The organism is Paenibacillus kribbensis, from assembly GCF_001705305.1.
GTDB lineage: Bacteria > Bacillota > Bacilli > Paenibacillales > Paenibacillaceae > Paenibacillus > Paenibacillus kribbensis_B.
In genome coordinates this window covers 395206-413412 of sequence record NZ_MCBP01000001.1, presented here as the reverse complement: position 1 = coordinate 413412, position 18207 = coordinate 395206, and the positions used below count along the sequence as shown (strand labels likewise).

Genomic DNA, 18207 nt, shown 5'->3' with positions numbered 1-18207 from the left:
AAAAATAAAATTTAATAGGTAAACGCTGTGTGTGTTTCAGTATTTTCCAATTTATACTTCAACTTGAAATTCGAATTTGTTTCAGTCCATAAGCGACTATTCAACAGAAACCATCATACTTTATAATAGAGTTAATTGCACTTGTCAATTTGGGACATTTTTCATAGCAGGCGTCCTAAATGCTCGAATTGTCGCGTTTTTTGTGAATTGTTTGCGAAATGAGTCAATATATCTATGTATAGGGAAGAGGGAGGAGAAGAATGTCCAAGCTTACGATTGTAAAGGTTCAGAGTGACCATGCGGATCTGCATGAATTAATTCAAAAGCTGGATGAGGATTTGCTGAAAAGGTATCCTGCCGACGAAATATATTTGGTTGATTTTTCCAATCCGAAAGTGAAGGAAATGATTTTCGCTGTTGTGTACATGGATGCAAAACCTGTTGCTTGTGGAGGGCTTAGACCTATAGATGCAGAAGAGATGGAGCTTAAAAGATTTTATGTTGACCCCTCTTATCGCAGGCAAGGAATTGCTGTCAGCTTGTTATCCTTTTTGGAGGATGAGGCTCGAAAGCGGGGAATCGTAAGGATTAAGCTGGAGACCGGCGCGCCTCAACCTGAAGCGATTGCTTTTTATACGAAGCAGGGTTACGAGCCGATTGAACGATTCGGTGAGTATGAACACGATGTTAACAGTCTTTGTTATGGTAAAAACCTGCCTCTGTCTTTATAAAACGTTTTCATATACAATGAATAGTGAATCAATACTAGCCTATATAGCAGGAGAGATGAGCATGAATTTGAAGCAAAAAGCGGCTGAAAAAGCAGTAGAGGCGATTCAGGATGGCATGAAAGTAGGACTTGGCACAGGCTCGACAGCTTATTGGGCAATTCAAAAAATCGGTGAGCGTGTAGCGCAAGGATTACATATACAGGCTGTAGCTACATCCCAAGCCTCGGAGGATTTGGCCAGAGAACTGGGAATTCCCATCATTCCGTTTGATCAGATTGGAAGGCTCGACGTTACCATTGATGGGGCAGACGAAGTGAATGAGCAACTGGTGCTGGTGAAGGGCGGGGGCGGAGCTCTGCTGAGAGAAAAAATCGTGGAGAGCAACAGCGACCGATTAATCGTTATTGTGGATGAGTCGAAGGATGTAAAGGTGCTAGGCGCATTTCCTCTGCCTGTTGAAGTCGTACCTTTTGCCAGTGAATGGACGTTGGAGGCCTTGCGGCAGACAGGCTGCCAAGCGGAATGGCGTATCCAAGACGGAGAGCGTTATCTGACGGATAACGGTAATTATATTGCCGATTGCCGCTATGGAACGATTGAGAACCCGCAAGAGCTGGAAATCCGCTTGAATCAAATTCCGGGGGTCGTCGAAAACGGATTGTTCATTAATATGGCGGATCAGGTCATTATCGCACGAGCTAATGGACAGATCGACATTCGTAACAAGTAATGCCAGGTACCCGACTGCTTCGTAATGTGGCATTTGTGCTATTCATTTTATATACAGCGCTTCTGTTATACTGGATGTTTCTCGGGTTTGGGCGTACCCTGCGACCGGGACCTCCGTATTCGTACAATATCGTTCCGTTTGATACAATTAGACAATATTGGCGGGCGATGCAGTCGTTCCCTTTTCGGGTATGGGGTGTTAATTTGCTGGGTAATATTGGCGTATTCATTCCCTTCGGCGTTCTTTTGCCGATCATTTGGGTGTCCATGCGCAGGATAGGCAGGCTGCTGTTAACGGTGGTGGCCGCGCTGGTCATTCTTGAAGTGTCCCAAATGCTTCTCGGCGCAGGTACAATGGATGTGGACGATATCATCCTGAATGTTGTGGGTGTATGTTGTGGCCGAGCTGGCTATGTGCTTTTACGAAACAGGTTAGGGATTGCATCATAAAAGTCCTGCTCCGCGCGCCAGTGCCACATGACTGGTGGGGAGTGGGCTTTTTTACATAATGAATTGTAATGATCGGTAGGGATAAACGCTTAAACTTGACAAAAGTTTGCAATTAAGATATCTTTGAATAAAGATATGACTAACGGAGGCTGTTACTATGTCTGTAAAACCAGATGATCAGGACTTGGCGCTTAACTTGTTTGTTGTGCTGGCCCGTGCTTATAATTCGGTCACGTCCCGCACAAATCGCGATATTCATAGTCATGGATTGAATACAACAGAATTTGGTGTACTTGATCTGTTATATTATCGCGGACCGCAGCCCTTGCAAAAAATCGGAGAAAAGGTTCTCATCTCCAGTGGGAATATAACGTATGTCGTGGATAAACTCCAGAAAAAAAACTTGCTCACCCGGCGTGCGTCACAAGATGATCGACGTGTGATTTATGCAGAATTGACCGACGAAGGACGCCATTTCTTTGAGCAAATATTTCCACAGCATCATCGTGTTATTATGGAGACGGTGGATGGTCTGTCTGTGGAAGAGAAGGAACAGGCCATTCGTTTGCTAAAAAAGCTTGGACTAACCGCTGAGAGACAGAGCTGAGGGGCAAAGCTGAGAGAGAGAGCTGAGGGGCAAAGCTGAGAGAGAGCTGAGAGACAAAAAAAGTAACGACTAATCATAAGCTGTACACGTTCAGACTGCAGGTTAAGTATGCTATGCTTTTAGATAAAATACCGTATTTCCGGTATTTTATTTTTTTTGTCGCATTTTGGGGAAGTAGGGTTAATGTAGAGACGCAAATCAGGTATAATTATCTAATAGTCACGCTCGGATGTATTCCCCAGCTCCTGCGCTCCAGTCTGTCTATCAGGCAACGTGTGTAGAACTGGAACGATTTATCGGCCAAAATTGAGATCATTCCCCCTTATTGGACTTGCACACAACGCTTCTATGTGGTGTGCAGGTTTTTTTAAGGAGTCGGGACAGAGAAGGGGGGCACAAGAGACATACATGAAAGAACAGCTACGTTCGATTCACCCACTGGCATGGACGATTATTGCTGGTACTATCTTTGGTCGGATGGCGACATCGATGAGTATACCGTTTTTGTCCATTTATTTGACCACTCGTCTGGGGGTATCTCCCTTTCATACGGGTGTGATCGTATCGGTCAGCTCGCTGGTCGGTATTTTTGCCAGCTTTTACGGTGGATATATTTCGGATCGCATCGGACGACGTAAAGTGATGCTGGTGTCCATCGCCAGTTGGGCGCTTGTTTTCGTTGCGTTTGCGTTGGCTGAAGCGGCTTGGGCCTTTTTTGTCATTAATGCCCTAAATGGACTGTGCAAGTCCTTGTTCGAGCCAACCTCGCGGGCACTGTTATCGGATGTGACTCCCAAGGAAAAAAGGCTGCTTATCTACAATATGAGGTATGCGGCCATTAATGTAGGTGTGGTGGCAGGACCGCTGCTCGGTTTGCTGCTGGGCTCTGCATCTACGGGAACGCCATTTATGGTAGCAGCTGGTGTATACGCCTTGTATGGGGTGTTGCTGTTGATTCAATTTGCCCGGTATGCCTCCGATCTGCATGTAGGAACCACGACGGGAGAAGCTCCGCTGCGGATGGGGGAAGCGTTCCGTACAGCCAGCCGTGATCCAATATTTATGCCGATTTTGCTGGGAACCGTATTTTGCGTGATGGGCTATGCTCATTCCAATTCCACGATGCCTCAATTTTTATCGTTATCCTTCGCGGAAGGAACCCGGTGGTTTACATACATGCTTACGGCCAACGCGATTTGCGTATTGGCTTTCCAATATCCGCTGGTGCGGCTGGCAAGCCGTTTTTCCCCAGTGAATTCCTTGATTGCAGGAAATCTATGCATTGCGGTCAGTTTGTTGCTGTTCAGTATGCTAAATTCAGGCTGGTTGTTTATACTGGATATGGTGCTGTTTACAATAGGTGAAGTGTTGTTGTTCACGATGCTGGATGTGCTGATAGATCAGATTGCAGATGCTCAATATAAAGGGACCTACTTTGGTACGATTGGCTTTAATAATCTGGGCAGTGTGCTGGCTCCTTTGTTTGGCGGCTGGTTGCTGGATAGCTATGGCCAAACGGCACCGCTTGCCGTTTTTGTTCCGATTACGCTGTCGGTCGTATTGGGCATTCCGTTTTTGCTGGTAGCCCACCGCCGTCTGGCTCAGCGTACAGCCCGGATTGCGGCTGAGACTGGAGAGCCCGTACAACAACTGTCATCTTAAACTAAGGAGCTGAGTGCAGCATGAAGCTGGAAGAAGATATACAGCGAATCATACACATGATGAATGATCCGCAGGTTCTTGAAGACTTGCGCTATGTACGGTCACTGAGGCTGCCTCAAGGCTGTATTGCCGCAGGCTATGTACGTAATCGGGTGTGGGATAAACTGCATGGTTATACGACCGCTACACCTCTCAATGATATAGATGTCATTTATTTTGATTCGAAAAATACGCTGGAGGAACGAGATGAGCATCTGGAGCTGTCCTTGAATCGTAAGCAGGCTGGGCGTAACTGGTCTGTCAAAAATCAGGCGCGGATGCATATCCGCAACGGGGAAGCCCCGTATTCCTCAATAGAGGATGCCATGAGCCACTGGCCAGAGACGGCGACGGCAGTAGCCATTAGACTGAATGACGAGGACCAAATGGAGGTCATTTGTCCGCATGGATTAAACGATCTGCTGGATATGCGGGTACGTCAAAGTCCATTGTTCCGTCACACGACGGCTTTTCGTCAGCGTGTATTTGAGAAGCAGTGGCTGGATAACTGGCCTTTGCTTATTGTGGAGAATTAGATACTATGAGCCAGCAGGATAAGGAGAGACGATTAACAATGTTTAAAGATATAAAAAATGATTTGGATCAAGAGGAGGTTCTGGAGCTGCTGACTTATGCGGTGCTGGATCGTCCTGAACAGGGAGAGGAAGCTTTACGTTTCTACCAAACCTCGGATGAATGGAAGCTGTTCGGTGTGGAAGATGAAGGACTTATCGTAGGTGTTGTCGGATTTGAGGAGCGGGAGGATGGAACGATCGTGCTCCATCATCTGGCTGTATTGCCTGAAAATCGTCATCGAGGCTATGGCAGAGGCATGCTGCTTACGCTCATTAAGGAGCGTAACCCGAAACGACTCACGGTAGAAACAGATGCGGAAGGGGCGGATTTCTTTCGCAATGTGGGATTCGCTGTGTATGGAGCGGAGGATTTGCCGGGTGGTGGGCAATTCCATTGTATATATGAAATAGACGAAGAATAAGCGAATCTCCGGGTCGCGCCTCCCTTTTTCCACATAAGATAGATTATGTCGGAGGGAGGTAGGTTTCATTGGCGTACCACTACACAGCAATTGGAGATTCTTTAACGACAGGTGCAGGCACACTGCTGAGCGGCGGATTTACATCCATCTATCGACGAATGGCGGAAAGACATCTCTATACGCCAGTCAGCTACGAGAATTTGGGAATCAACGGACTGACATCGCAGGAACTGCTGTCGTTGATCCGCAACAATCCGCTTTTTCGGTCGGCGCTCAGCCGAGCTGAACTCATAACGGTAACGATCGGTGGAAATGATTTGCGACCATATATCAGCGCACTTGCTGGAGGCCCCGGTTCGTCGGGTTCTTCCATTCCGCAAGCCCTGAACCGCACCAAAGAGCATGTACGCCAAATAGTGCATGCCCTGTATCAGATAAAGTCCGGTCAGCGTGAGCCATTTATCATACGAATGGTAGGATTGTATAATCCTTTTCCAGGAGTCAGGGAAGCGGGGGTATATGTGCGCCAGTACAACTCGTTCCTCCATACGTTGGGCGGACCGAATTACCGGGTGGCGAATATTTATCCTGCGTTTGAGGGTAATGAACGGGCGCTGCTGTCGCTGGATCGGATACATCCGAACAGTCGTGGTTATCGCGTGATTGCAGAAGAGCTGAATCGGCTTGGGTATGCGCCATTACGGTGAGCGTGGGAGGAAGCTTTTGATCGTACAATATGCATATTAAAGAAAGAGGTTCATGATGGCAGTAGATCTGACGATCATGAACCTCTTTTTATGCATTTCGGCGTGCTAAACTTCCAATATAGCCTTCAGCCTGGTACAGTCTTCCTGTAACTCGGGCAGCTGCCCCAAAAATAGAAGGAGGGCTTTCACGTGAGCTATTTCCACGTTTTCTTCCGAGAGTTCACTCTGTAATCTGCTTAGGATTTGCACATATTCATTTCGGGTAGCTTCACTTAATTCAGTTTGTTTCAGAACCGTATCCATACGCTGCAGCGCATAGGAGATTTGTTTTCCCTTGGTCCAGAACTGGTCGGAGCCTTCATATAGGCTGGTGTCAGGGCTCCACATAATCTGGTGCTGATGATTCGGGTTCAGCATTCCTTGAGCCATCATGTCCTCAATACTGACGATGAATTCAGCCAGTGCTTGGTGCTCCGTCTGGGACAGCTCTGAGCTGCTCATTCGGAAGGCATTAATAATGATACTTTTAACGATAAAAACAATATCGTACGCATAGACGCGTATAGATGGTCCATAAGCCTCAATTAAGAATTCAACGATCAGGTTAGAAAAATGATGTTCAAGACGATCAATGGCTTGGGCGATTGTTACTTCCTTTGAACCGATTAAGGGAACAGAGTACACCAGCAAATGAATCTTGTTTTTATAAATTCGACCCAAAGCAATCAAGTATAGTTGCCTCAACTTTTCACGCGGGGATAGCTGATGCTTCAAATATAGCTCTTTAATATCTGTATCAAGAAGTTTTTCAATCAGGACGATTGTCCCCAATAACAACTCTTCTTTACTTTGAAAGTGTTTATAAAAGGAAGCCTTCACCATTCCGCTTTTACGTGCAATCTCATCGACCGAGGTGGCATCGTATCCCTTTTCCGAGAATAGGGAAAGGGCAGCATAAATGATATCCTCACTCGTTATTTTCTTCATTGTATCCCCCTTTGCTCTGTCTTTTTAATTTCCACCGGGCTATAACCATATACAGGGAAGGTACTACAAACATAGTAAGGATTGTGGAATACATTAATCCAGATATAACGGTATACGCCAGAGGTCTAAACATGTGTTCTCCAATAAGGGCAATCGGGAGCAGCCCGACAATGGCCGTCACTGACGTAAGCAGTATAGGACGAAAACGTGCTTTGGTCGCCGCAATTACAGCCTCTTTCAGATCTGTCCCTTCGCGTCTGGCCTCCTCAATAAATTCAATCAGTACAACGCCGTTACGCACGATAATGCCCGCCAGGGTCATCAAGCCCAGCACACCCATAAAAGTGATCGGTATATTCAGGAGGAACAGGCCGAGAAATCCGCCTGCAGCCGCCATATATACCGTGGTCAGAATGATAAGCGGGGTCGTGAAGGAATAAAATTGCAGAAATATAAGCATGAAGATTAAAAATAGGACGACCACATATAGTGATCCCAATTCTGCCAAGATATCATATTGTTCTGAAAGCTCTCCGCCGATTTCCCAAGTGTATCCCGGAGGGAATTTGATGTCCTGCAATTTCAGCTCGACATCCTTCATAACTTCGGAAGCCGTCCGTCCGTGAACTTCCGCTTCTACCGCAATGGAACGCTTTAAATTATAATGGTTCATTTTTTGCGTTGCAAATGATGGCTTTAACTCCGCTAGTTGGGATAAGGGAATCTGAACCCCGTTGGCATTGGTCACATTCAATTGCTGGAACAATATTTCCGGATTCTGGTCCGCCTGATCGACCTTTAACTTAATATTAATTAAATCATTGCCGGTATCAAACCTGCTGAAGCTGACCCCATTGCCCATGAGCAGGAGTGTCCGTGTCAGATCATTATTGCTTACCAGATACTGGTCCATGGCTTGTTTGTTCAATTGGAAATCCAGTGTATACCCTTCATTCTCCATATTGTCATTAACGTCCTGGGTTCCTTTTGTAGCCATAACGGCTTCTTTAAGCTGTTGGGACAAGGTACGGAGTTGGTTCACATCATTACCCAAAATCCGAATGGAGATTGGCTTGCCGAGCGGCAGCCCGACTTTGGCTATTTTGACGGAGATGGATTGCCCCGGATAGCGATCCTTTAAAACAGTGGACCAGCGCTCCGCCATTTCATCCGGATCAAACTCGCCTTCTTCACCGACGACAGCAATCTGCCCCACGGTTGTGCCTGTTTTGGCATCAGCGGTCATATCCTGAAACAACGGAGGAGCATCCCCGCCGGCGGCATAGCTGATGGTACGCACATGAGGCTGCTGTTTCACCCATTTGGCAATATCTTCGGTTACCTGTCTGGTTTCTTCTATAGAAGTTCCGGTCGGCATGCGTACATTAATGCTTAATTGCGGATCGTTTGTTCTGGGGAACAGGTCGACCGGAATAAACGCAAGCACACCATATAATGTGGTACTGATCAACAATCCCGAGGCGGCATATAAGGCAGGACGTTTCAGCACCTTGGGAATCAGCTTGCCGGCATATACATTACGTAGAGCGTCAATTTGTTTACCCAAAAGTCCGGACGGCTTTGTGGAGCCGTTTGTTTTTTGACTTCGCTGTCCATACCATTCTCTAAAGATCGGGATGACAGTAAGAGCCATAAGCATGGAAGACAACAAAGTAAGGATAACAGAAAAAGGCAATGGTTTGGCAAAGGAACCGGCATCTCCGGATATAAAGAAAAGCGGAGCGAAGGAGGCGACAGTGGCCAGAGTGGCGGTCCGAATCGAAACGGCCACTTCCTTGGTTCCATGTATTGCAGCGATTTTGGGACTCTCTCCCATCGTTACCATTCTGCGTTCGATATTGTCATTGACCACTACAGCATCATCGACGAGAATCCCCATTACGATAATCAAGCCGATGACCGTAACCTGATTCAGCGTCACACCGAGCAGGGGAAGAAGGATAAAGCCGATGCCGATCGAAATCGGAATCGCGAGCGCCACAAAGGCGGAGGTCATCAGATTCAAGCCCAGGGTACATACGAGAATAACAGCTGCAATCGCAAACAGCAATTCACGGGTCAAGTTTGAAAAAATATGATTGATCCGCTCGGTTTGTGAAAATAACGTATTCAATTGGTACGTATTCGGCAGTTCCGGTTGTAACAGCTTCATTTCTTCATTTATTTTGCCATAAATGGTCTCAACGTCCGAGCCGGTGTTACCGTTAATCGTCAGGGTAATGGCCGGTTTACCGTTAAAAAAGGCCATATAGCTGCTGGTATTATGTGTAAGCAATACGGTCCCGACATCTTGGAGATAGACAGGCGCTCCACTTTCGGTTCTGGAAATGATGACTTTATTCAAATCCTGTGCATTCTTGGACTGGTACACATTCATTCGGTATGTGCGTTCATTGTAATCCAGATTACCGATCGGATTTTGCTCATTTTCCTTTTGTACCGCATTCATCAGCTGTTCCCAGCTGATATGGTACTGCTGGAGCTTTTGGGCATCGATTTGAATCTGCACCTCTTGCTCCGGCAATCCCTTGATAATCACTTCTGACACGCCGGGGACCGTTTTTAACTGATCTCGCCAGGATTTCACCATATCATTTAATTGATATAATTGCTTCGCCGAATCCGCCGTGATGGCATAAGAATGGATAAATACCTTGTTCAAATCATCGTAAACGACAGGCTTTTGCGCGTCTGCAGGCAGTGCGGATTGGACATCGTTCATTTTTTTGCGCAGCTCATCCCAGACTTCCTTGGCATTGGCGTAGCCTTCCGTCTCAATGACAATGGTCGAAAGCCCATTTTCGGAGGTCGAGGAGATTTTTTTAATATGATTGAGCTCCTTCATTTTTTGCTCCAGGGGCTTTGTAACCGTCTGTTCTACCTTTTCAGGAGCAGCTCCCGGGTAGAGTGTTGTAACGATGGCGGTTTTCTGAATGATATCCGGCATTTCCTGCCGGGGAAGCTGAGAGGCACTATAAAATCCCGCTACAATCGCCATCGCAAAAATAAAGAGGATCAGTTTTTTCTTCCGGATAAAATACTCAATCATTTGCTTGTTCCCTCCGTGACCTGAAGGGCTAGCCCATCATAAATCAGGTTTACTCCGGTTGTAACCACACGCTCTCCGACACGGAGGCCCTTGGTAATTTCAAGCTTGTTGTCGGACATCTGACCGACGTTCACGACCGTTTTTACTGCCTTGTTGCCCACTACTTTATATACAAATGTATCCGTGCCGTTATTAACCACCGCCTTGGCCGGAAGCATGATCTGCTCGCTCTGGGAGAGCTGCCGGTCCGCCTTGACGACTTGTCCCGGAGCCCAATCATGCTTGGAGTTGGGAATGATCACTTCCACATTGATGCTGCCTGTATTGGAGTTGGTAGCCGGATAAATTTGGCTGACGGTTCCTTCTCTGCTTTCATTGTACAGCTGAACCCGCACGGTCTGCCCTGGCTGCCAGTTCTTTATTTCATAATCTGGAACGGGAAGCAGCACCTTCAGCTGATCAATTTGTCCGATGCGATACACCGGCTGTCCGGCGCTTGCCAATTGCCCGGCGTTTACCTTTTTCTCCAGAATAACGCCGGAAATCGGTGCTTTTAAGGACGTTTTGGAAAGAGCAAGCTCAGCCTGCTTTTTCGCGATGAGCGCCTGCTCGTACGCTGCGGAAGAGTTATCCTTGGAGGCTTCTGCCTGTTCTTTTGCGGCGATGGCCGATTCTTTCCCGGCTTGGGCCTGTCGCAAGCTGGATTCCGCCGATTGTCGATCTTCTAATGTGGCTCCCTCCTGTATTAAGGAGAGGGCTTCTTGCGCATCCTCCAGATCCTTGGAGGCGTTGGTTAAAGCGAGCTGCGTATTTTCATAATCGTTTTTGGTCGCAGCTCCCTGATCATATAAAAGCTTGGTGCGTTCAGCGGTGGCTTGTGCTTTAGTCAAAGCGGACTGCGCTCTTTGCACTTTGGTACGGACCTGTGCCCTTTCCTGCTCGCGGGCGCCCTTATTTACTTTGTTGACTCCGGCCTGGGCCGCCGCCTTTTGGGCACCAGCAGATTGGATAGAGGCATCTGCACTTGAAATGGCTGCTGTCGCATTTTTGATGCCTGCCCGGGCTTCGAGAATGGCCGTATCGGCCTGCTCCAGCTGTAGCTGATAGCTGGATGAATCGAGCTTCGTCATTACCTGGCCTTTGGATACGGAATCTCCCACATCTAAAAGAGTATCGCGTATCAAGCCGGATAGCTCAAAGGATACGATGGTTTCGTCGTACGGCTGCAGCGTGCCTGAAAGGTTAAAAGAAGCAGACAGCGGCTCTTTTTTAACAACCATTGCTTCCACCTTTTGCTTTTGTTGTTCTGCTGCTTCATTCTGGCTCAATCCTGTAGATGAGCAAGCTGAGGAAAACAAAAGAATGAATATGACAGATATGTAGAGCGTAAATTTCAACAAGATGATCGTCCTTTCTGTACTTTTGAGTTTATTTATAAACTCTAAGGTTTATAAGCGGATTATATGACCTGATTTGTGGCATGTCAATAGCAGGTTACAAAATAAAACGCTGATCAGGAGGATCAAAATGATTCGATTCAGGTCGATGGATGAAATGTGTGGAGGAGCTGTGTGGATGAAACGTAAAAACGACCTTTCCCAAAAGAAGAGAAAGGTCGTTAAGGTAAAATATAGATCCGTCTAGCCTATTAATTTACGAAATAAGCTGCGTACAGCCCACTTGCGCTCACTTCGTTTACGGTATTTGGGCAGCGAACGATAGACGGCAATCGACTGGTTAAAGGCTGCCGTGGCCTCATCCTTGCGTCCCAGCATTCGGTACATCAAGCCTGTCAGATAATAGCCTTCGCTGGAAGAGGACTGAATTTCCTGAAATTGCTGCAGATAGTGCAGCGACTTATTTACGTCGTGTTCCTTGAAAGCTGCGGCTAAGTGCAAATAGGGTTCACCGTATTGCACCCGCGGGTTAATGTCCAGTGCTTTCAGTAAATGGTGTTCCCCATCTTGCAGATGGCCCGTGTGCACTTCAGCCGTTCCCCGTGCATTCCAGTAATCGGCGGAATCTTCATAACGGGATTGAATTTCCAGTAGAAGCTCCAAAGCCTGATGATATCTCTTGCTTTCGATCCAAATTCGAGCCAACTCGAACTTGGCAGCTACATCATTGGTATTTAGCGCAATCTGCTGACGCAGCCGTGCCGCGTTGCGTCTTCTTTTCCATGGCTTGCTGATGCTGGGCAGTACACCCACAAAGCTGCGATCCAATATATAGATCACAATCAGCAGTACAAGCAGCGCGAGAAACGGGTTGCCAAGTAAACTCCATAGTAGAGAAAAAATGAGAAATTTCCCAATCATCCTGCTCTAGTCCTCCTGTACATGTATCCATCCATACTTTCCACATTATAGCATACGTTAACTTGAAGGGTCATTAGCATGATGATATTTGGAGGTGGTATACATTAGGGGTGCGAAAAGAAATTTTATTTGTGATGCTCAATGTACAGCTTTACTAGAAAAGCGACTTTGGCACGATGGTAGCTCTCTACCTCGGTGGGGGACTTGTACGTGCTTTTGAGATAACAATGGGCACACAGGTATGCTCCTTTGGAAATAATGATCGAATCCGTAGAATGACAGAGCACACAACGTTCAGGTTGATGCTTGTGGAAATGTCGCATGTTCAAAGATTCCTCCTTGTATGTACATAAGCGTCTATGTTTCTTCCTGAATGCCAAGGTATTGGGATACCAGTCTCCTGTGTCGTTTGGCCTTTCTTGTACCATGAATGAGATTGGACAGCCGGGAAGGCGGAATTTGATACAACTCACAAAACGTCTGCTGATCCATTTGCCTTTCTACAAGCTTTTGCTTGATCGCCCATCCAAAGGGTGTTACAGGATGCTTCTTATTGTTGTCCAATAGATTCACCTTCTTTGTATTATTTACAGGGATTAGTAAAGGGACAAATTGAACTATTACCATGATGCTCAGTTTACTAATTTGTTGATTTTTTTTAGAATACTATGAATTACCATAATTTCTGCTCTATATTAAAAATGTGAAAGGCGAATTCAGTTTGGATATTATTGATATTTATTCTAAATTAGTTGTATAATCGGAGTGCTATGTAAAAAAAACAGTATCCATAAAATATAGGTCAATTTCGTTGTTTGGTGTATTCCGATGCTAGGAGGAAGGTTTATGGAATATGCAATTGCAATCCGTACAGAAATTCGGAAGTGTATGCAAAAAAGAGGCTATAACTTGTCAAATTTTGCGAAAGCATCAGCTATCACCTCCAGTCATCTCAGTTCGTTGCTTAGTGAATATCCGAGTCGACCATTATCGGTTCAGCATTTAGATCGAATTAATGTTACATTAGGAAACCCAGAGGGTTGCTTTTATGAGTTATATGTAGATGAATGTTTTTTGTCAGGTAAACCGCATCGTAGCCGTGTAAAACCCTTTTTATTGCGCTGCACTGAGCTTGGTAAAAAGGATTGTATAGAGCAAGTACTATCTCGTATGATGGAGGATTTGAATTATCTCTCTCTGGTGTTCGAAATTGCAGAGGAGTTGCATTTCAAAGGGAATATTCAGGAAGCACTTGTATTTTATGAATGTGTAGTGGAGCATGAAAGATATCAGCATTCCGAGCGTTTGGCAGTTAGTCAATATCGGTTGTTTCGGGCAGCATTGGGGAAGGATTTAGAAAAGAATAGAGATGCGGTAACCCGATTTGCACCTTTTCGTAATCGTTTACCTGTGAATTATCAGTTGGATGGATTATTACAGTTGGGAAGAGTTTACTTCACTTTACGTGACTGGGATAGATTGGGGCAATATGCAGACGAATTATGCGGATTGATTAAGATAGTCTATCATGAAGAAGTACAAAAAAAAGTAAGGAAACAGGAACATGTCCCGTTAAATACAGAACGAAGCCTTGTTGTGTATTGGGGTCAGGGGTATCTGATGAAGGCAACTGCTTGTGAGAAGCAAGGTTTGTATGAAGAATCTAAAAAATATATTAAAGGATACGCTGATTTAAGTTGGTTCGAAGATTTGGATGAACAAGGAAAGATTGATGTGGAGAATTATAAAACGTTTGCTGTAGCCAATTCTTACACATTGGATATGCTCATGGGGTATGCCCATAATTTAGAAGATTATACCCAATATTTATTCGATCATCCGCATGAGGTTCTACCTGGTCTAGTAGTTATAACAGAAGCAGCAAATAAGTATGGATTTGCAATAGAAGATACGCTCGCTAAATTATCTAACAGAATGTTAAAGCCAGAGCACCAAGAAGAAAATATCTATACTGGCTGGCGTTTGAATTTTCACTATCAGCTTGCTATTTATTTGTTGCGTAACGGACAGATTAGAGATGTAGCAGATAATATTTTAAAAATGCTGGAGGCAACCATCCTACTTAATAATAGTAGTCTATTTATTCAGGGAATATCTCTTTTTGAGTCTTGCAAAGATCAAGTCAGCGAATTCCAAAGAAACGAGTACAGGAATTTGTTGGAAATGGTTAAGAAAAACGAAAGTTTTGATCTTAGTCATCGTAATTATATTACTTTGTTGTTACTTGGACTTGATAAAACAAAATCAAACTTATTATAAGCACACAACCCACATAAACTACATAATGATATCAACCCTTTCCAACTTGTGGTAAGGGTTTTCTGCTTTCTAACTAATTATATTCTACTGATAACATAGTACAAAATATGAGAATGCATTTATATCCTCGCATATTCTTCAATAAGAATAGAGTACAAATATGAATCATGAAATTTGTCTTTATAGTACCAGTGTTCCCGCATTAGACCTTTACGCCGCATTCCAATCTGTTGCATAACCATTCCCTTGGTAAACTGGATTTAAAACATATCCCATTTCTGCGTTCGTATTTTTGACATGAATACCAATACCGCCGATCAGGGTTCCATCGTTTTTCAGACAAACTGCAAGTTCGTAATCTTGTCGTGGCTGTTCCTGTTGAGAAGCAAGAACCTGTTCTATATACGCCTTGGTATCTTCTACTGTATTCGATCCCCATGCTGTGTGTCTGGTAACTTCAGGCAATGACGTGTACATATGTATACTTTCCCAATCAGATCTACAAATATCACGAATGATAAGCCTTTTTGTATCGAATTGCATAACTATTCTTCCTGTCTATATATTCAATAGACTCTACTCATTTTTTAAAAACAACCAGCAACTCATCCAGATTTTGTACTCCACCGTAGCCTAGTATCCATTGCAGTATAATACCTCCTTAGTTGTATTTGAGAGGCTATTTTGCAGCAGTACTTTTGGATTAAGTCATTTTTTTGGTCTAATTATAGCAGACATATTCATGTTTTTTGCACAATCTATTAAACCTATATAGGCAGCTCGGATGGGGAAAATTCAAGACCTTTTGCCGCCTGAACGCAAACCGCAAGGGAAGCGTCCGGCAAAAGGCAATCAGAAGATCATGAATGTGGTGCTCTGGGTGGCACCATCAGGAGCACCATGGCGGGAGCTGCCTGACTTTACGGGCCATGGAATAGCCTGCTGTTATTAGTTATCCGGCTCGTCCTAAAACAGCCTGCGCGCTGTTACGAAACGTTTCTGCCATTTATCGTCAAGCGTGTCAAAATGCACGCCGCGTTCTTTGGAGAATGTATGCAGCAATTTGTTGTTCCCTGCATAGATAGCCACATGGCCGATCTCCAGCCCGCGTGGGCTGAAGAACAGCAGGTCGCCTTTGCGCAGCTCGTTTAGGCCGACCTTCCGGCCTTCTTTAGCCTGATCGTAAGAGACACGGGGGAGGTCGATGGAGAGCGTATGCCGGAACACTTCCCCCACAAAAGAAGAACAATCAAAGGTCGATGTCTGGCCGGTTGCTGCGCCGAATTCATAAGGGACACCGAGGAATTTCTCCCCGTAGGCAATCAGTTCATCTCCCTGCCGTTCCGCCAGGGATGGGCTGGTATAATCGCTGTATTTTGGTTTTGCCGATATGTATCCGGTCAGGTTGTCTTTAGTGCGCACTTCCAGCCAGAGGGCATTGACCTCGCGGATGACATGAACCTTTTCGCCGGCTGGAATAAGCCGCAGGGAAGGGGAAGCTCCCGATGAGTCCGGTTCGCTGCGCAGGTTGACCTTGGAAAGAACCGTTGTGAAAAAATCGTTCCTTGAGACAATCCGGATCGTCCGGGTCAGGGCATCCCATTTCACTGTGCTCCCAAGTGCTTCGCTCACAAAACGCAGTGGAATCATCGTGTTGCCCTCAACAATCTGTCCGGGAACATTCAGGGACAGCGTATTGCCGTTTAGGGTGGCAGCGTGCTCCCCGATGCGGTAGGTCAGCACCGTGTCGTTTTTGGTTGCTGTTACGGTTTTGCTGAATCCGTCCCAGGAAAGCTTGGCTCCTTGCGCCTCAAACAACTGGCGCATGGGGACGAGTGTTGTCCCGTCTAGCAGCAGCGGCTGGGCGACAAGCTGAAGCGGATGGTCATCCACATAAACGGTCGTCACCGGAGTTAGCGGTACCGACTTCGCATAAGATGGGCTTGCTTGGAGCACCGATACCGCCAGCAGAGCCAGCAATACTCCTTTGTTGATTGTCATGCTGTCATCACCTCGTTGTTAATGTGTTCATCTAAGTTGTACGAGGCTGCCTCCGATTAGTTGTGTACCAAATATTGGGGCGATTCTGCAGGATACTCGTCAAAGGAACCGAATTGCCCGCGTCAGTCGAGGCTTATTAAGTAGCGCTTTAAAAAACGAAGGATAGCAGGTCTTTTTTTCAAAAAAACAAAATAAACAAAAATAAAACAATAAAATATCTTTGTTTTATTGTTGACGTCAAAACAAAATAAAGATAAAATAATATACGTGAAATGTTTCACTTTTTTAGGATGGTTCCGTATTTAATGAGGTATCAAGAAGTGAATCCTTTAGGAGGCCGATTTTTATGAGCGCACATGTATTTTTTGTACCGTCTATCAATCTGATGGGAAAAGGCTGTTTGCATGAAGCTGGACCGTATATAAAGGAACTGAATTTAAACAAAGCACTGGTCGTGACGGATAAGTTTTTGATGAAGAGTGGTATTGCAGGCAAGGTCACATCCTTGCTGGATGATATTGGACTGGACTATGCAGTATACGATGAGGTCAAACCTAATCCGACCTGTAAAAATGTACATGATGGCGTTCAGTTTCTGCAAGAAAACGGCTGTGACTTTTTAATTTCCATTGGTGGAGGATCACCACAGGATACGGCTAAGGGAATCGGCATTATTGCTACCAATGGGGGACATATAACCGAGTATGAGGGTGTTCATAAATCCAAGCATAAATCGCTGCCTATTGTCGCTATTAATACCACGGCAGGAACATCCGCTGAAATCACGATCAATTATGTCATTACAGACGAAGAGCGCAAGGTCAAAATGGTTATGGTTGACAAGAATAGTGTAGCTACGATTTCGGTCAACGACCCTGAACTGATGGTAGACAAACCCGCCGCGTTAACGGCAGCTACAGGGCTAGATGCTTTGACCCATGCGATCGAAGCTTTGGTTACTCCAGGTTCCTATCCTGTTACGGATGCGACCGCGTTGGCAGCAGTAGGGATTATTTTTAATCATTTGGCTCGTACGGTGAGCAACGGTCATGATATAGAAGCACGTGAGCAAATGGTATACGCTATCTTCCTGGGAGGGCTTGCATTTAATAATGCCGGATTGGGTTATGTTCATGCTATGGCGCATCAGCTTGGCGGCGTATACGATTTGCCTCATGGTGTTTGCAATGCCATGCTGCTGCCGATTGTGGAGGAGGAGAATGCCAAGCATGTACCAGAGAAGTTTCGTGCCATCGCTAAGGTCATCGGTTTTGAAGATAAGGGGAAAACGGATAAGGAATGCGCAGATTATGTCATCCAAAGAATCAAAGACCTGTCGAAGGAAGTTGGGATTCCTTCCAAGCTTTCTGAACTGGGTGTCAATGAAGTGGATTTGGATCTGCTTGCCGAGAACTCAATGAAGGATGCTTGTGCTCCTGGCAATCCGTTCATACCTAGCAAAGAGCAAGTTATCGAGATGTTTAAGAAAATTCTTTAAATAAAAGCTGCAATTATTGTTATATGCTATAAGGGTAGTCTCAGGAAATCATCGAAAAACACCTGGGACTGCCCTTTTTATTCGCATTTTTTTCTAAGAAATCTAAGAAATTTGAGAAACTAGAGATAGGA

General features: G+C 45.4%; 19 protein-coding genes. 11 read left to right on the top strand and 8 right to left on the bottom strand.

Annotated features, from left to right (window positions below; translation table 11 throughout):
* The first annotated feature begins 260 nt into the window (after positions 1-260).
* From BAZ21_RS01895 to BAZ21_RS01860, 8 genes are all read left to right on the top strand, one after another.
* Positions 261-731, top strand: a complete 471-nt coding sequence (locus BAZ21_RS01895) for a GNAT family N-acetyltransferase (protein WP_068496521.1) — start codon at positions 261-263, stop codon at positions 729-731.
* A gap of 61 nt (positions 732-792) precedes the next feature.
* Complete coding sequence (rpiA, locus tag BAZ21_RS01890) at positions 793-1461, top strand: ribose-5-phosphate isomerase RpiA (protein ID WP_068496519.1); 669 nt, start codon at positions 793-795, stop codon at positions 1459-1461.
* A complete protein-coding gene (locus BAZ21_RS01885) occupies positions 1461-1910 on the top strand; it encodes a VanZ family protein (protein ID WP_068496517.1) in 450 nt (149 codons plus the stop codon). Before rpiA ends, BAZ21_RS01885 begins: the two co-directional genes overlap by 1 nt.
* Before the next feature lie 157 nt (positions 1911-2067).
* Positions 2068-2517, top strand: a complete 450-nt coding sequence (locus BAZ21_RS01880) for a MarR family winged helix-turn-helix transcriptional regulator (RefSeq protein WP_068496514.1) — start codon at positions 2068-2070, stop codon at positions 2515-2517.
* A gap of 408 nt (positions 2518-2925) precedes the next feature.
* Positions 2926-4179 (top strand): MDR family MFS transporter, encoded by a 1254-nt coding sequence (locus BAZ21_RS01875; RefSeq protein ID WP_068496512.1) that lies wholly within the window; start codon positions 2926-2928, stop codon positions 4177-4179.
* Between the two features lie 20 nt (positions 4180-4199).
* Complete coding sequence (locus BAZ21_RS01870) at positions 4200-4754, top strand: nucleotidyltransferase family protein (RefSeq protein WP_068496509.1); 555 nt, start codon at positions 4200-4202, stop codon at positions 4752-4754.
* 38 nt (positions 4755-4792) lie between these two features.
* A complete protein-coding gene (locus BAZ21_RS01865) occupies positions 4793-5215 on the top strand; it encodes a GNAT family N-acetyltransferase (RefSeq protein WP_068496507.1) in 423 nt (140 codons plus the stop codon).
* Positions 5216-5283: 68 nt separating this feature from the next.
* Entirely contained in the window at positions 5284-5922 is a 639-nt protein-coding gene (locus tag BAZ21_RS01860) for a GDSL-type esterase/lipase family protein (protein WP_068496505.1), read from the top strand.
* A 105-nt stretch (positions 5923-6027) separates the two neighbouring features.
* On the opposite strand, the gene BAZ21_RS01855 is transcribed toward BAZ21_RS01860, so the two are convergent.
* From BAZ21_RS01855 to BAZ21_RS01830, 6 genes are all read right to left on the bottom strand, one after another.
* On the bottom strand, positions 6028-6909 hold the full coding sequence (locus tag BAZ21_RS01855; RefSeq protein WP_068496503.1) for a TetR/AcrR family transcriptional regulator: 882 nt from the start codon (positions 6907-6909) through the stop codon (positions 6028-6030).
* Positions 6890-9979, bottom strand: coding sequence for an efflux RND transporter permease subunit (locus BAZ21_RS01850; RefSeq protein ID WP_068496501.1), 3090 nt, complete (start codon positions 9977-9979; stop codon positions 6890-6892). The genes BAZ21_RS01855 and BAZ21_RS01850 overlap by 20 nt, the downstream gene beginning before the upstream one ends.
* Positions 9976-11379, bottom strand: a complete 1404-nt coding sequence (locus BAZ21_RS01845) for an efflux RND transporter periplasmic adaptor subunit (protein WP_256019330.1) — start codon at positions 11377-11379, stop codon at positions 9976-9978. Before BAZ21_RS01845 ends, BAZ21_RS01850 begins: the two co-directional genes overlap by 4 nt.
* 240 nt (positions 11380-11619) lie before the next feature.
* Positions 11620-12297 (bottom strand): tetratricopeptide repeat protein, encoded by a 678-nt coding sequence (locus tag BAZ21_RS01840; protein ID WP_068496499.1) that lies wholly within the window; start codon positions 12295-12297, stop codon positions 11620-11622.
* 125 nt (positions 12298-12422) lie between these two features.
* Complete coding sequence (locus BAZ21_RS01835) at positions 12423-12626, bottom strand: hypothetical protein (protein ID WP_141694931.1); 204 nt, start codon at positions 12624-12626, stop codon at positions 12423-12425.
* A 28-nt stretch (positions 12627-12654) separates the two neighbouring features.
* Complete coding sequence (locus BAZ21_RS01830) at positions 12655-12861, bottom strand: hypothetical protein (RefSeq protein ID WP_068496495.1); 207 nt, start codon at positions 12859-12861, stop codon at positions 12655-12657.
* Positions 12862-13143: 282 nt separating this feature from the next.
* Here BAZ21_RS01830 and BAZ21_RS01825 point away from each other — a divergent pair, with 282 nt between their 5' ends.
* Entirely contained in the window at positions 13144-14577 is a 1434-nt protein-coding gene (locus tag BAZ21_RS01825) for a helix-turn-helix domain-containing protein (protein ID WP_068496493.1), read from the top strand.
* A gap of 210 nt (positions 14578-14787) precedes the next feature.
* Here BAZ21_RS01825 and BAZ21_RS01820 read toward each other — a convergent pair whose 3' ends face one another.
* Entirely contained in the window at positions 14788-15120 is a 333-nt protein-coding gene (locus tag BAZ21_RS01820) for a GNAT family N-acetyltransferase (protein ID WP_373441503.1), read from the bottom strand.
* 241 nt (positions 15121-15361) lie between these two features.
* Between BAZ21_RS01820 and BAZ21_RS27570 the strand changes: the two genes are divergently transcribed.
* Positions 15362-15529 (top strand): transposase, encoded by a 168-nt coding sequence (locus BAZ21_RS27570; protein ID WP_084011487.1) that lies wholly within the window; start codon positions 15362-15364, stop codon positions 15527-15529.
* A 14-nt stretch (positions 15530-15543) separates the two neighbouring features.
* On the opposite strand, the gene BAZ21_RS01815 is transcribed toward BAZ21_RS27570, so the two are convergent.
* The gene (locus BAZ21_RS01815; protein WP_068496491.1) at positions 15544-16578 is read right to left on the bottom strand and encodes a C40 family peptidase; all 1035 of its coding nucleotides are present in this window, start codon (positions 16576-16578) and stop codon (positions 15544-15546) included.
* Between the two features lie 346 nt (positions 16579-16924).
* Between BAZ21_RS01815 and BAZ21_RS01810 the strand changes: the two genes are divergently transcribed.
* Positions 16925-18076, top strand: coding sequence for an iron-containing alcohol dehydrogenase (locus BAZ21_RS01810; protein ID WP_068496489.1), 1152 nt, complete (start codon positions 16925-16927; stop codon positions 18074-18076).
* The last annotated feature ends 131 nt before the right edge of the window (positions 18077-18207 follow it).

What these genes read in the sequence shown, in the direction of transcription:
- BAZ21_RS01895 (WP_068496521.1), top strand. Translation starts at nt 261, where the DNA reads ATGTCCAAGCTTACGATTGTAAAGGTTCAGAGTGACCATGCGGATCTG.
- rpiA (WP_068496519.1), top strand. Translation starts at nt 793, where the DNA reads ATGAATTTGAAGCAAAAAGCGGCTGAAAAAGCAGTAGAGGCGATTCAG.
- BAZ21_RS01885 (WP_068496517.1), top strand. Translation starts at nt 1,461, where the DNA reads ATGCCAGGTACCCGACTGCTTCGTAATGTGGCATTTGTGCTATTCATT.
- BAZ21_RS01880 (WP_068496514.1), top strand. Translation starts at nt 2,068, where the DNA reads ATGTCTGTAAAACCAGATGATCAGGACTTGGCGCTTAACTTGTTTGTT.
- BAZ21_RS01875 (WP_068496512.1), top strand. Translation starts at nt 2,926, where the DNA reads ATGAAAGAACAGCTACGTTCGATTCACCCACTGGCATGGACGATTATT.
- BAZ21_RS01870 (WP_068496509.1), top strand. Translation starts at nt 4,200, where the DNA reads ATGAAGCTGGAAGAAGATATACAGCGAATCATACACATGATGAATGAT.
- BAZ21_RS01865 (WP_068496507.1), top strand. Translation starts at nt 4,793, where the DNA reads ATGTTTAAAGATATAAAAAATGATTTGGATCAAGAGGAGGTTCTGGAG.
- BAZ21_RS01855 (WP_068496503.1), bottom strand. Translation starts at nt 6,909, where the DNA reads ATGAAGAAAATAACGAGTGAGGATATCATTTATGCTGCCCTTTCCCTA.
- BAZ21_RS01850 (WP_068496501.1), bottom strand. Translation starts at nt 9,979, where the DNA reads ATGATTGAGTATTTTATCCGGAAGAAAAAACTGATCCTCTTTATTTTT.
- BAZ21_RS01840 (WP_068496499.1), bottom strand. Translation starts at nt 12,297, where the DNA reads ATGATTGGGAAATTTCTCATTTTTTCTCTACTATGGAGTTTACTTGGC.
- BAZ21_RS01825 (WP_068496493.1), top strand. Translation starts at nt 13,144, where the DNA reads ATGGAATATGCAATTGCAATCCGTACAGAAATTCGGAAGTGTATGCAA.
- BAZ21_RS01820 (WP_373441503.1), bottom strand. Translation starts at nt 15,120, where the DNA reads ATGCAATTCGATACAAAAAGGCTTATCATTCGTGATATTTGTAGATCT.
- BAZ21_RS27570 (WP_084011487.1), top strand. Translation starts at nt 15,362, where the DNA reads ATGGGGAAAATTCAAGACCTTTTGCCGCCTGAACGCAAACCGCAAGGG.
- BAZ21_RS01815 (WP_068496491.1), bottom strand. Translation starts at nt 16,578, where the DNA reads ATGACAATCAACAAAGGAGTATTGCTGGCTCTGCTGGCGGTATCGGTG.
- BAZ21_RS01810 (WP_068496489.1), top strand. Translation starts at nt 16,925, where the DNA reads ATGAGCGCACATGTATTTTTTGTACCGTCTATCAATCTGATGGGAAAA.